12 protein-coding genes and 1 pseudogene are annotated in these 12,274 nt (G+C 56.9%); 8 read left to right on the top strand and 5 right to left on the bottom strand.

All coding sequences use genetic code 11. The annotated features are described in order from the left end of the window. Positions 1 to 5: 5 nt before the first annotated feature. The gene (gene ahpC, locus GLX_RS00825; protein WP_014104162.1) at positions 6 to 569 is read right to left on the bottom strand and encodes an alkyl hydroperoxide reductase subunit C; all 564 of its coding nucleotides are present in this window, start codon (positions 567 to 569) and stop codon (positions 6 to 8) included. A gap of 144 nt (positions 570 to 713) precedes the next feature. Between ahpC and GLX_RS00820 the strand changes: the two genes are divergently transcribed. Further along, on the top strand, positions 714 to 1,664 hold the full coding sequence (locus GLX_RS00820) for a hydrogen peroxide-inducible genes activator (protein WP_014104161.1): 951 nt from the start codon (positions 714 to 716) through the stop codon (positions 1,662 to 1,664). 452 nt (positions 1,665 to 2,116) lie between these two features. Continuing rightward, a complete protein-coding gene (locus GLX_RS00815) occupies positions 2,117 to 2,383 on the top strand; it encodes a hypothetical protein (protein WP_041247034.1) in 267 nt (88 codons plus the stop codon). A 27-nt stretch (positions 2,384 to 2,410) separates the two neighbouring features. On the opposite strand, the gene GLX_RS00810 is transcribed toward GLX_RS00815, so the two are convergent. Next, complete coding sequence (locus tag GLX_RS00810; protein ID WP_014104160.1) at positions 2,411 to 3,769, bottom strand: hemolysin family protein; 1,359 nt, start codon at positions 3,767 to 3,769, stop codon at positions 2,411 to 2,413. A 301-nt stretch (positions 3,770 to 4,070) separates the two neighbouring features. On the opposite strand from GLX_RS00810, the gene GLX_RS19150 reads away from it, so the two are divergent. The 6 genes and pseudogenes from GLX_RS19150 to GLX_RS00790 all read left to right on the top strand — a co-directional run bounded on the left by GLX_RS19150 (position 4,071) and on the right by GLX_RS00790 (position 7,607). Then, positions 4,071 to 4,388: a transposase gene (locus tag GLX_RS19150; protein ID WP_331396557.1), complete on the top strand. Its 318-nt coding sequence runs from the start codon at positions 4,071 to 4,073 to the stop codon at positions 4,386 to 4,388. Between the two features lie 39 nt (positions 4,389 to 4,427). Further along, the gene (locus GLX_RS19145) at positions 4,428 to 4,661 is read left to right on the top strand and encodes a transposase (RefSeq protein ID WP_269448816.1); all 234 of its coding nucleotides are present in this window, start codon (positions 4,428 to 4,430) and stop codon (positions 4,659 to 4,661) included. A gap of 523 nt (positions 4,662 to 5,184) precedes the next feature. Further along, positions 5,185 to 6,546 carry an Nramp family divalent metal transporter gene (locus tag GLX_RS00800; protein ID WP_148268608.1) on the top strand — a complete coding sequence of 454 codons (1,362 nt, stop codon included), beginning with the start codon at positions 5,185 to 5,187 and terminating at the stop codon, positions 6,544 to 6,546. A 50-nt stretch (positions 6,547 to 6,596) separates the two neighbouring features. Further along, positions 6,597 to 6,893: a helix-turn-helix domain-containing protein gene (locus GLX_RS16425; protein WP_014104157.1), complete on the top strand. Its 297-nt coding sequence runs from the start codon at positions 6,597 to 6,599 to the stop codon at positions 6,891 to 6,893. 87 nt (positions 6,894 to 6,980) lie between these two features. Continuing rightward, positions 6,981 to 7,160 (top strand): annotated as a pseudogene (locus tag GLX_RS18820) (IS630 family transposase); the annotation flags it as partial. A 141-nt stretch (positions 7,161 to 7,301) separates the two neighbouring features. After that, positions 7,302 to 7,607 (top strand): hypothetical protein, encoded by a 306-nt coding sequence (locus tag GLX_RS00790; RefSeq protein ID WP_041247507.1) that lies wholly within the window; start codon positions 7,302 to 7,304, stop codon positions 7,605 to 7,607. 162 nt (positions 7,608 to 7,769) lie between these two features. Here GLX_RS00790 and GLX_RS00785 read toward each other — a convergent pair whose 3' ends face one another. The 3 genes from GLX_RS00785 to GLX_RS00775 form a co-directional block, all read right to left on the bottom strand. Beyond that, entirely contained in the window at positions 7,770 to 10,238 is a 2,469-nt protein-coding gene (locus GLX_RS00785; protein ID WP_231850363.1) for a mechanosensitive ion channel family protein, read from the bottom strand. Between the two features lie 643 nt (positions 10,239 to 10,881). Then, on the bottom strand, positions 10,882 to 11,385 hold the full coding sequence (locus tag GLX_RS18815) for a hypothetical protein (protein ID WP_014104153.1): 504 nt from the start codon (positions 11,383 to 11,385) through the stop codon (positions 10,882 to 10,884). 160 nt (positions 11,386 to 11,545) lie between these two features. Then, positions 11,546 to 11,776 carry a hypothetical protein gene (locus tag GLX_RS00775; RefSeq protein WP_228391263.1) on the bottom strand — a complete coding sequence of 77 codons (231 nt, stop codon included), beginning with the start codon at positions 11,774 to 11,776 and terminating at the stop codon, positions 11,546 to 11,548. Positions 11,777 to 12,274 lie beyond the last annotated feature (498 nt).

The following is a 12,274-nucleotide window of genomic DNA, read 5'->3' as shown; positions in this document are numbered from 1 at the left end:
AGGGCTCAGATCTTGCCCACGAGGTCCAGCGACGGGGTCAGTGTTGCGCCGCCTTCCTTCCACTTCGCGGGGCAGACTTCACCGGGATGGGAGGCGACGTACTGGGCCGCCTGGATTTTATCAAGCAGTTCGGCGGCGCTACGACCGATGCTGCCGGCAGTCACTTCCATGTACTGGATCTTGCCTTCGGGGTCGATCAGGAAGGTGCCGCGGTCGGCCAGACCTGCTTCCTCGATATACACATCAAAATTGCGTGCGATATGGCCGGTCGGGTCCCCCAGCATGACATACTTGATCTTGCTGATGGCCGGCGACGTGTCGTGCCAAGCCTTGTGGGTGAAATGCTTGTCGGTCGAAACCGAGTAGATCTCGACACCCAGCTTCTGGAAGGTCTCGTAATTGTCAGCAAGATCTTCGAGTTCAGTCGGGCAGACAAACGTGAAATCTGCCGGATAGAAGAAGAATACGGACCATTTGCCCTTCACATCGGCATCGCTCACCTTGATGAACTTGCCGTTATGGAAGGCGTCGGTCTCGAACGGCTTCAATGACGAATTGATGCGTGCCATGTCGAATGCTCCTTGCTTTTGCTTGTCAGGTTTTGACGGGCCTGTTGTCCCACACACACGAAATGCGGGGAAACTGTTTCTGTCAATGGTTGTGATCGGTAAAACCTTTTTACAAATCAGTCTATATCGGTCTTATCTATAATCATGAGTTCTGTTCACCTTTCCGGCCTGTCGCTGCGCGATATCGAATATGTTGTGGCGGTGGATGACCTGCGCAACTTCTCCCGTGCTGCGGAACGCTGCGGTGTAAGCCAGGGCGGCCTGTCCGAGCAGGTGCGCAAGCTGGAGGCGCTGCTGGGGGTTGTGCTGTTCGAGCGTTCACGCCGCCATGTGGCCCCCACGCCTGATGGCGCGCGCCTGATCTCCATGGGGCGTGATGTGCTGACGGCGGCACGGGCCATGATCGAGGCCGCGCGCGCCCAGACCGGCCCGCTGCAGGGGCTGCTGCGCATGGGGGTGATCGCCACCCTTGGCCCTTATTACGTGCCCGACCTGCTGCCGCTCTTGCGCCGCACCTACCCCGAACTGCGCCTGCAACTGACCGACAGCCTGACCGGCACCATGCTGGACGCACTACGCCACGACAGGCTGGACATGGTCTTTGCCGCCCTGCCGGTCAGAGGCGAAGGCTTTGCATGCGCACCGCTGTTTGACGAACCGTTCGTGGCCGCCTTCCCCGCCGGACACCCGCTTGCCCGCTGCGGCAGGCTTACCATGGCGGACCTGAACGGCCCGGACCTGCTTTTGCTCGAAGACGGGCACTGCCTGCGCGATCAGGCGCTGTCCCTATGCGGCACGACCTCGCCGCAGACACAGCAGCGCCTTGCCACCAGCCTGGAAATGCTGTGGCACATGATCGGCGCAGGGGAAGGCCATTCACTCATCCCCCGTCTGGCCCTGCGCCACCGGGGTGCATGGCAAGACCTGATCACGCTCACCCCGCTGCCCGGTGCCAGCCGCACCATCGGGCTTGTGTGGCGCGCATCTGACCCACGCGGAGCCGCCTTTGCCGATTTTGCCCGCTTCCTGCGCGAAAACGTGCCCGATGGCTGCATGCCCGCCAGCACCGTGCCGTGCGGAAACGACGGGACGTGACGACTTGTTTCGATGGTCATCGGAAAATATTAAGGATAGGATGAAGGTTATATTAGTTCAGAAATCATGGACATACCTAGTAAATTACTAAAAATAATCCTGAAAACTATTCCAATACAAGAAATATAGTTATAAAATTAATCGATAGTGTTGAAAAAATCGCGCAGGAGCTTTCACTCAACATTTAGGTTCGATACAACAATGTATAGAGCACTGTAATATATGAGGAATTTTCATTTCCCATTGCATACAAAATCCTGAACGAACACCTCAGCCTGACTTTTTCAACACAATCAATCCATAGCGGACCGGAACGGAATACGCCCGTCAGCTACAGCCTGCACCTGCTTGCCCATGGCGACGCGCCGGTTACACCTGTACCGCGCCGCGCTGGTGGATGTCCATTACAGGCTGTCCGTTGCTATCGCAGGCTGGAGCGGATTGATCCAGCCATGGACAGGCTGAAGGTGGCACTGGCACAATACTGCCACCTTGCCGTCCGCAGGTCAGAAGAATTCCGCATGCGGCTGGCGCGCTGTCTACTGAATATGACGACGTCCAACATGATCTTCAACCAGTATGAAACCGCACTGCACAAAGCGCATGAGGCAGCAGCCCTCTACACTGACCTGACCCAGCCGGACCGCGAAACCTACCAGCCTCTTCTCAGGAAAATATGCGATCAGCAGGCCCTAATCCGCAAGAAGCTGCAACGCTGAATGCACAGTGCCCCCTGCACAATAAAGCTATTGCGGCCCGAGCCGGGTTACCAGCAACTGGTTGATGCGGAAGCCCTCCACATCCACCACCTCAAAGCGGAAACCATCGGTATCTACCCGGTCCGCCTTGCGGGCCATCCGGCGCAGGCAGTGCAGGACAAAGCCGCCAATTGTATCAAAAGGCCCATTTTCATCGAGGTCCAAAGCCTCGAGTTCACGCTTTACGTCCCCGATGGAAGCCGCCCCGTCAATCAGCCATGAATTGGCATCGCGGCGCACGATCAGCTGTTCCTCGAACGGATTGACCAGACCGCCCATCAGCGCGCCCATGATGTCCTTGAAGGTGATCAGTCCCACAACCAGACCGTATTCGTTCACCACCAGCGCAAAGCCCACGCCATGGCTGTCGAACTGGGCCAGCGTATCCCACAGATTGATCGTCTCAGGCACGGTCAGCACGTCACGCCGCATGCGCAAGATCGCCTTGCCGGTAGGCAGGCCCTCATTTGTGGCGCCCGAGGGGTCGGGGTCCACCACGGCAGCCAGCACGTCTTCAGCCCGGATGGAGCCGATAACGGTGTCCAGCCCGCCATTGCACAGGGGATAGCGCGAATACGGCTTGGCGCGGACCTTGGTTTTCTGCACCTCCATGCTTTCCTGTACATCAAGGAAAACAATTTCATCACGTGGAGTCATGGCGGAGGTAATGGAGCGGTCCTGCAGGCCCAGTACATTCTGGATCATCTGGTGTTCCTGCTCCAGCAGAACGCCCGATGCCGTACCAGCCGCCAGGATGGCGCGCAGATCCTCGGGCGTTACGGGTTCGACCGCCGAGGCCGCCGGAATTTTCAAAGCCCGCAGCGTCGCATCCGACAGTTTGGAAAATACCCACACAATGGGATAGAGCATCCTAAGCGCCGCAGCGGGAAACCAGCCCACCGCAAGCGCGATCTTGTCAGGCGCGTTCATAGCCACGCGCTTGGGCAGCAGGTCAGCAAACAGCACGAACATGCCCGTAACCAGCATAAACCCGAAAGCAGAGGCCAGCATCTCGGCCGTGGCGCGCGACAGGTGCCAGCCCATCAGGCCATCGGCCATGGAGGGCGCGAGCATTTCCGAACTGATCATGCCACCCAGCACGCCCACGCCATTGAGGCAGATCTGCAGGACCGTCATGACCTGCCCGCTGTTGCGGCGCAACCGCAGGAAGGCGGTAGCCCGTTCGTCACCCGCCTCTGCACGCGCGCGCAGGCGCACATCGCGTGCGGCAGCAAACGATATTTCCGACAGCGAAATAAAGATATTCAATGCGACCAGAAGCACCAGTGCTATCAGGCCGGAAAAAAACAAGATCACCACTACACCCAGAAAACAGTCACGGGACATTTATAGCAGGTCGTTTTACAAATGCGTATAAATATATCAGGCTTGGACTGAAACATCCTGCCTGCATTACATTTCGTTCCATCAACAATAGACTGGTACTGTTCCGCGAACCCCGCCATCCTGGGCCCGCCTGTCGTGCATCTTGCAAATACCACGAGGCTTTCAAATAAATTACTTTCGATAACATCGATCTGGATGTTAGGGTCTGCTAGATCTTGAAATCCTTCCTATATTTATAGGGATAGAAGAAGGAGACGGAACAGGCACTTTTACGGACGAGACATGGGCGATCTAGGAACCTCTGATTGAGGCGGTTCGTCCACGAGGCAAGACGCCGCCCCATGATCCGCGGCGCACGATAGCAGCGATTTTCTGGCGCCATGAGAATGGTACGAAATGGCGGAGCATTCCCGCTGAACTGGGTCCGTGGTGGCGGGCAGCACAGCTTTTCATCCGCTGGGCGAAACCCGGCGTATGGAAACGCCTGTTTGAACGGGTTCAGGAACAACACGGCGTGACGTTCGGAATGACTTTTCTGGATGGTACGAACATCAGGGCTCACCATAAAGCGGCGGGAGCCCAAAAAAGGGGCCTCTTTCGAAAAGCGAGACCATCGTGAAACACCTGGCCGCTCTCGCGGCAGTTATGGCACAAAAGTCTGCGTGATCGCGGACGGACATGGAAAAGCCTTTGGTTTTGCATTGGCCCCCGGACGGCTCATGAACTGCCTCTGGCACCAGTCATGCTTGACAGCCTTCCCGCCACTCCCCTGTGGGTCGTGGCGGACAGGGGCTACGCGTCAAACGCCTTTCGTGAACGGATATGGGACATGGGAGCCCGGCTCACCATTCCTGCGAAACGATACGATGGGGCGGTCGCCTGCCCCAAATGAGTCTATCGGGGCCGGCATCTCGTTGAGAACCTCCGGGCTCGCCTCACGGGATGGCGCGCTGTCGCAACCAGATACGAAAAAACAGCAACGTCGTTCCTCGCGGTCATCCACATCGCTGCCGCAGCAGACTGGATCAAGCCCTAACAGGCCCTAGCCACGGGCGAGATCGTCGGCGTTGTCAGCACGACAATCGCCTCGCAGATGTGCTGATCACGTTGCCCCGCCTCATGGCGATGAAAGCTCAGTTGCAACATCGCGACCCACTTTCAAGTCATGGGACGACCTCAGCCTGAAAGCAGACCCCCTCATCCTGTGAGGCAACATCATCCAACCAATCATGCCGGTGCAGCCACCGGGACCGTCCGGCAGCAGACTACCAGAAACCGTAAAACACAATCTGGCGGGCAATACATGCCTGCCATCCAGGCAGCATGGCGCATGTATTGCCTATGCTGATAAAATTCTCTCATGCAATTTAATATAGCATATTGCATATTTCAGGATGATCGGATTGACTGATGCCATGACACCGCTCGGAACACCCCCTACCTCCGCCCGCCCCGCATGGCGCTTTGCCAACCCGGCGGATCCCGAACGCAACAGCCTGCCCGAGGTTTTTGCAAGCGTGCGGATACCCGGTCCCGGTGCCTCGTGGCTACGGCGGTTCCTTGCCTTTGTGGGGCCGGGATACATGGTATCGGTCGGGTATATGGACCCGGGCAACTGGGCTACAGACCTGCAGGGGGGCGCGCAGTTTGGCTATACGCTGCTGGCGGTGATCATGCTGTCCAACTTTATGGCCATACTACTGCAGGCCCTTTCCGCCCGACTGGGGATTGCCACGGGACGAGACCTTGCTCAGGCATGCCGGGATCATTTTCCGCCAGCACTCAACATCGTGCTCTGGTTGGCATGTGAATTGGCCATCATTGCTTGCGACCTGGCTGAAGTCATTGGCACGGCGGTCGCGCTCCAGTTACTGTTCGGTCTGCCCTTGCTGGCAGGCACCCTTATTTCGGCGCTTGATGCGTTTATCGTTCTACTGCTCATGAACCGTGGCTTCCGTTATCTGGAAGCCTTCGTGATTGGGCTGCTTACGGTCATCGCCGTCTGCTTTGCCGTTCAGGTCGTGGCGGCGCAACCGCCTGTTGCCGCCGTACTGCGGGGTTTCCTGCCTTCGAGTGCAATCATCACCAACAGCCAGATGCTCTATATTGCCATCGGCATCATCGGGGCGACCGTTATGCCCCATAATCTGTACCTGCATTCCTCCATCGTGCAGACACGCGCCTATGACCGTACCATGCCGGGTCGACGGGAGGCGATACGCTGGGCAACATGGGACAGTACCATCGCCCTGATGCTGGCGCTGTTCATCAATGCCGCTATCCTGATCGTGGCCGCGGCCGCTTTCCATGGCAACGGCCATGACGGTGTTGCCGAAATCGAAGATGCCTACCACCTGCTCTCCCCCGTACTGGGTCTGGGCATTGCGTCCACCCTATTCGCCCTTGCCCTGCTTGCTGCGGGCACCAATTCCACCATTACCGGCACGCTGGCCGGGCAGATTATCATGGAAGGGTTCCTGCGCCTGCAGATTCCGCACTGGGCGCGGCGGATGCTCACGCGCGGACTGGCCATCGTGCCCGTCATCATCATGATCGTCTTTTATGGTAACCGAGGCGTGGGGGAACTGCTGCTGGCCAGCCAGGTTATCCTGTCGCTGCAACTTCCCTTTGCCGTCATACCGCTAGTCATATTTGTATCTGACCGGCATAAGATGGGGGCGTTTACCATTTCCCGGTTCATGGCCATGCTTTCATGGCTGGTTGCGCTTGTCATCGTGCTGCTCAACCTCAAGCTGCTTTACGATACGCTATTCTAGTATCCTGATCTATAAATTTATACGATTATCAAGCTAACAGGGGTAATCGAATGGAACTTACGGCGGTAGCGATTAAACTGATGGTATTGAAACATCAGAAACTGGAAGCTCTGCCACGGGCGCACAAGACGGGCCAGTCATTTGCGCGGCGGGTACGTCTTGTCCTTGCCGCAACCAATGAGCATGAAAACAAGGCAATCCGTGACCTGATAGGCGCAGACATCAACACCGTCGACAAAGGGTGCCAACGGTTCGTGGTGGACCGTCTGGACGGGCTTTACGATGAACCCCGGCCGGGAACACCGCGCTTGATCGGCAATGAAAAGATCGCGGAAACAATCCACTAAACACCGAAAAAAAACCTGCGCGATACCACGCATTAGTCGCTGCGTTCGATGGCGTAGGTCGTGGAACATGCGCCGTCCACAATCCATCGCATCTGGACAGCGTTCGGGTTACAGTTGCATCGAACAGAGACCTTCAAACTGTCGAGCAATCCATTTTTCGTGAAGAAGGTCCGCGACATCGTTGGTCTATATGTGGCACCAACTGAATATGCACTGGCGTTATGCATTGATGAGAAGAGCCAGATCCAGGCGCTGGATCACAGCCAGCACATACTGCAACACTTTGACGCACGGCAGTGTTGCAGCCGCTGCCCGGCTGGCAGGGTTCTTTATCCAGACAAGCAGGCTATAACGGGAACAGTCCGTTATAACATGCGGCAACCCCTGTTATCCAGATGGAAATCATCCATGTCAGTTGCAAATACACTCCGTGAAGCCATCGAGAAGAAAATCGTTGTCGGCTTTACCTTCAATGGCAAGAATTATGTCGGTTCGCCCCACGCGCTGGGGGAAAGTGACGGCACGGCCCATGTGCTGATCTATCGCGGCGAAGATGCCCATGCCAAGGGTATTCCCCCCATGGGCGAGTGGAGCACACTCCCCCTGTCGGACATGACCGACATAAAGCTCCTGCCCGGAGAAGCCTTCCATACCGGCCACCCCGATACCCATGCCGCCAAGGGTCTGCACAAGGTGGATGTACGCGTGGCCTGAAGCCTCGCCATCAGGCAGAAGGCCATGCCCGCCAGAGCATTCCCACCGAAACCGGTTAGGTGATAATGCTTTATTTTGTTGTTCTTACGGGCATCTTCATGTGTTTGAATACACGTATTCAAACAGGGCCTGCTCTAGCCTGTGTAGACTTCGGCCAGCCCCTTACGCCTGTGGCGTGGGGGGCCTGACATCTGACAGCGTTACCTTCAGGCCCCTGTCGCCATCGGGGTTATCCAGCAGGTTGAGAAAACTGGGAATGGGGAATTTGATTCCCTCGCTGTTCATGCGCACGGCAAGTCTACTGTAATAGGCGCGGTAGACCGTCCATTTGGCCCCGGGCGATGTGCGGATCGAACCAAGGAAACGTGCCCCGTTGCCGTCCGCCTGCTCGATGCCCAGAAATTTGAACTCCGAGAGCACAAGATGGGCAAAACGCGGCTCCTTGCGTAGCTCTTCCAGTTCTTCATGCAAGATCGCGCTGAGTTGCTGCGTGTCCTGTCCCAGATCGATCATGAAATCGACCACCACCAGATTGTAATCGCGCGATGTATTGGCAATGGACGACACTTCCGAGAACGGAATGATATGTAGGTCGCCATTGATCGAACGCAACCGCAGCGTGCGGATGGACAGGTGCTCCACCGTGCCCGACACGCCGCCCGCCGTAACCCAGTCCCCGACCTGAATGGCATTTTCAACCAGCATGAAAAAGCCGGTAATGAAGTCCTTGACCAGACTCTGCGCGCCAAAGGCGATGGCCGCACCCATGATGCCCGCACCCGTAAGCAGAGGGGCCACGTTGATACCGATCTGCGATAAGGTGGTCACCGCGACAATGATGATGATCAGTGCAAGCAGCACGGTCTTGATGATGGGCAGCACTGTACGCAGCCTGCTGGCGCGCCCCGTCTGCGATGAGTTTTCAAAACGCGCAATCTGTCCCTGCAGGCCCGCATTTGCCGCCTCCCACGTAATCACGGCTACTGTGTAGGCAACCAGGACGGAGCCGATCACCCCGATGATCTTCTGCCCCAGTTTGCTATGAAGCAAGAAATAGATGGCTGGCAGTCCAAGCGCCTGCAGAAAGATAACGGCAGTGGCGAAGAACATGAGAAACGACAGGATCCTGCGCGAGACCGGATAATAATAATCCACCCGTGCCTGCAGGCCGGGATAGCGAGCTTCCAGCGCGGGGGAGATATGGAAAAGCCGGTTCTGCAGATTGTAGACTACAACCGAGACAACACGCGAGAGGATGACCACCGCCGTTGTCAGGATGACGGTACGGATGATCCACGCATAACCCCCACTGATATGCGTCGCCCATATCAGCCACAGCGCGAAATTGAAGAACATGGCGGGCACCCACCACAGATGGACCAGTCGCCCCACGAACATCCAGAAGGGTTGCGCAAGCAGTCGCGCCGGGGGCTGGAGCGCGGTTGCCACATGGTTACGCATGCGCCACGTAAAGATGGCGATAAGCACATGCTCGACCAGCACCACGCTACGGATGATTGCCTCGGTTCCGCGCGCGGGCATGTCAAACACCCCCCCCAGCGTGGAGAGACAGACCACAACCGAAGGGGCCGCAACAAGAAAGTTCAGCCAGTGCGTGACCATGAACGCGGTCTGGTTACTGGCGCTGCACAGGCGGATAGCGGGAGAGCGGGGAACGAACAGTGTCTCCATCAGCAGGTAGACCACGCGCGCGACCACATAGGCATTGGCCAGTGTGATCGTGACCGCCCGGGCCTGCTGGGTTGTTGTAAGCAGGTAGGCAAAGCTGGTGCCCAAGGCAAAGAACAGCCCTACGGGCAGCAGCTTGATCAGCAGGTGCAGCAGCGAATAGGGCACCCGGGCCAGCAGGCGCAAGGTGGCGTGCTGGGCCTGCATGTCATCCTGCCGGGCCTGCAGGACGGTCGTATCATCACCGCCTGGTGCATCCGGGGTGGGGGTGGGTGGCACGGCCTGCGGCGGCGGGGCATGCAGGCTCAGGCGCTGCTCGGTCGCGATAGCGCGGGCCGTAATCTTGAGCAGCGGCCTGCGCAACAGCAGCGAACAGCCATGTTCCGCTGCCAGCGCCAGCAGCAGGATAAGGGTGGCCCGCCCTACGGCATCAAGCAAGATGATGCGGGAATCAGGATCGGCAAAGATCGTGTGCGTCCAGTGCACGACAAAGACCAGATCACCAAACAGGGCCACAAAATGCTGTGCCTGGATGATCAGCGTGCCACGCAGGGAGGATGCATCCTGCACGATATCACTGCTCAACGTGTCAGGTTGGGCGGATACGGAGGCCGCCTTCGGCGTGGATACAGGTACGGGCGCAGGTTGCGGCGCAGATTGCGCCGTGGGCAACCCGGATGCGATTGCGGAAAGCGTATTCTGAAAAGCAGCACGTTTTGCAGGATCGTTCAGAACATCAAGTACCTGCTGGGCCTGTTCACGCGTCATGCCGGCCGGCGCCGTATCGGCGGCATACCCGGCACGGGTCCCTACCAGCACCCATAGCCCCAGCAATACCCATACGATCCCGCGCCACCTGCTGGGTGCCCCGGCTGGCCTGACCCCGACAGGCAGGGAATCCTGCCCCATCCCGTGGTGGCAGGTATCCGTATGGTATCGCATCTTTCCCGTTCCGTCCCGACTGCTCAGTTCTGGCCATCTGCAAGGTAAATGTGGCTGGGACATTTGCCATTTCAGACAGGTGGCCGGATTTATCGCAGAGATGGACAGGCAAGCGCAGAGGCGCTGAAGCCGGGCAGATATGCAATAAAATACCCTAGCCTTCTGCTACGGGTCCGTGCGGGCTGTATTTGGTTTCTATATTTAATTTTTATATAAATAAGATATATCATTTAATTTTATATCGATTTTTCTTATATTCATTACAAGCATGGATTACGGCATTGAAACTGCGCCATGCACCACGGAGAGCATCCATCCGGGCCTTAACGGCGCACATCGTAATTCAGGTAGCTTTACGTTTATGTGCCACAGGATTTCGGTCTTGTGAAACAGATCCCGCCTGTCGGACTGCAGGGCATGGCGGGACAGGAGGACGCGGGTTTCCGCCTTGGCTTCGCGGCTGGGATAATCCTGCATCGCCGGTTGAGGTGCTCCCCGGTCGTGTAATCCATAATACCGACATTGTGGTTGTTCTTGCGGGCTTCATTTCAGAACAGGGTATCGGTTCCCCATGCCCATCGCAACTCAGGAAAAGGAAAGATAATAAGCAATTGCAGCGCAGTGGAACGCGGCCAAGGCTGTCTCACTTGAGGTAATTGACGGTAAAGGACGCATGGGAACGATACTTATGCGGGAGCTGTGAGATCGTAAGATCCATGACCTCGGACAGGAATATGAATGTATCCAGAAAGTGCGCAGGCAGAGCCACGTCATCATCGGCAACCGTGACCCAGTCATACTGTTTCAGGTTTACCTGCGAGATTACCGCGTTGATGTTACCGAATTTCCCCCTGCTCCCCATGTCGGCAGCCTGAAAATCGACCTTGTACCGCGTCAGACTGAGCCGGTTGAACACATGACGCAGCTTCCGCTCCCTTCTGGGCACATGGACGGATACAACAAGGATACGATGCAGCGGACATTCCTGTGTAACGCGCCTGGCCTGCCTGGCAAACGTCCTGTTATGGAGATCAAACAGCATGTCTGTCAGAAACAATACTTTGCGCTTTTTCCAGAAACTCTGATGCTGGCAGAAGTCGGAATCAAAAAAATCCACTTCTGCCTGTGTCGTGCCTGCCTTGAGCATGGCGCGACTCCTGTTTTTACGCGTGAATGGCCCTTACCCTGTCCCGTCTTGTACGGCTTGTGCGACACATAAGCAGATAGACGCGACAGGGCGGGACATATATACTGCCCCGCCCTGGTGCATGCTGCTGGACTGGTGCGTGGCACGGAGCCGTGCCTGTTCAACGACAACTTTTTCCCTGTGTCAGACTAAGTGCGTGGGAGGCAAGGAAACGGAACTGCTCCTGCTCCTCGGGGAAGGCAGGAATGCCCTGCATGGGGTGTGCCGTATTATGGTAACGGTGCAGGTTGCTTAGCCGCCGCCATGGCCGGTCGGGATGCTGCTTGCTCCACAGGCTGATAGCCCGTAGTTCAAGTTCCTGATTGTTCAATTGTGTATCTGACTTCGTCATGTCCATCTCCCTTGCATGAGCATGGTGGGCACTGGAACTGTCACGAGGCATGCCGGTATGCGGTGGGGCGTGCCACCTGCATCCAACGCCTTATTATAGCACAGGTTCAGCCATATCCTTACATTTTCCCGATAGTGTGACAGAAAAAAAGGAACTGACATCCGATCCCAGAACATGAGGAATTCCATTATTAATAATTCCCCTACCCTGCCAACCACCAAAATGGTTCATAACCCACAGGATATGGAAACCCGGCATGGTACGGACATGCAGCCTTGCTCCTTGGCAGCATGGTGGTAATGGCAGGGTGTGCACGTCACCACCCCGTGCTGATTGATGATGACGGCCTGCCCGTCACCACCGTGACAGATGACAACCCATCCTCCGTACCCAATCATACTTCGGGCAGAGACCGTAGCCTGATGTGCTGCATACGGGCATGCTGGACCGCAGTATTTCCAGGTGGGATATATTGGTCCAGGTACCGCCTTTTTCGGG

This window comes from Komagataeibacter medellinensis NBRC 3288 (genome assembly GCF_000182745.2).
GTDB classification, from domain to species: domain Bacteria; phylum Pseudomonadota; class Alphaproteobacteria; order Acetobacterales; family Acetobacteraceae; genus Komagataeibacter; species Komagataeibacter medellinensis.
Note: the sequence above shows the minus strand (reverse complement) of the source record. Positions and strands in the feature narration are given on the sequence as shown.

What these genes read in the sequence shown, in the direction of transcription:
- GLX_RS00775 (WP_228391263.1), bottom strand. Translation starts at nt 11,776, where the DNA reads ATGACGAAGTCAGATACACAATTGAACAATCAGGAACTTGAACTACGG.
- GLX_RS00815 (WP_041247034.1), top strand. Translation starts at nt 2,117, where the DNA reads ATGGACAGGCTGAAGGTGGCACTGGCACAATACTGCCACCTTGCCGTC.
- GLX_RS00790 (WP_041247507.1), top strand. Translation starts at nt 7,302, where the DNA reads ATGTCAGTTGCAAATACACTCCGTGAAGCCATCGAGAAGAAAATCGTT.
- ahpC (WP_014104162.1), bottom strand. Translation starts at nt 569, where the DNA reads ATGGCACGCATCAATTCGTCATTGAAGCCGTTCGAGACCGACGCCTTC.
- GLX_RS00810 (WP_014104160.1), bottom strand. Translation starts at nt 3,769, where the DNA reads ATGTCCCGTGACTGTTTTCTGGGTGTAGTGGTGATCTTGTTTTTTTCC.
- GLX_RS00820 (WP_014104161.1), top strand. Translation starts at nt 714, where the DNA reads ATGAGTTCTGTTCACCTTTCCGGCCTGTCGCTGCGCGATATCGAATAT.
- GLX_RS16425 (WP_014104157.1), top strand. Translation starts at nt 6,597, where the DNA reads ATGGAACTTACGGCGGTAGCGATTAAACTGATGGTATTGAAACATCAG.
- GLX_RS18815 (WP_014104153.1), bottom strand. Translation starts at nt 11,385, where the DNA reads ATGCTCAAGGCAGGCACGACACAGGCAGAAGTGGATTTTTTTGATTCC.
- GLX_RS00800 (WP_148268608.1), top strand. Translation starts at nt 5,185, where the DNA reads ATGACACCGCTCGGAACACCCCCTACCTCCGCCCGCCCCGCATGGCGC.
- GLX_RS00785 (WP_231850363.1), bottom strand. Translation starts at nt 10,238, where the DNA reads ATGCGATACCATACGGATACCTGCCACCACGGGATGGGGCAGGATTCC.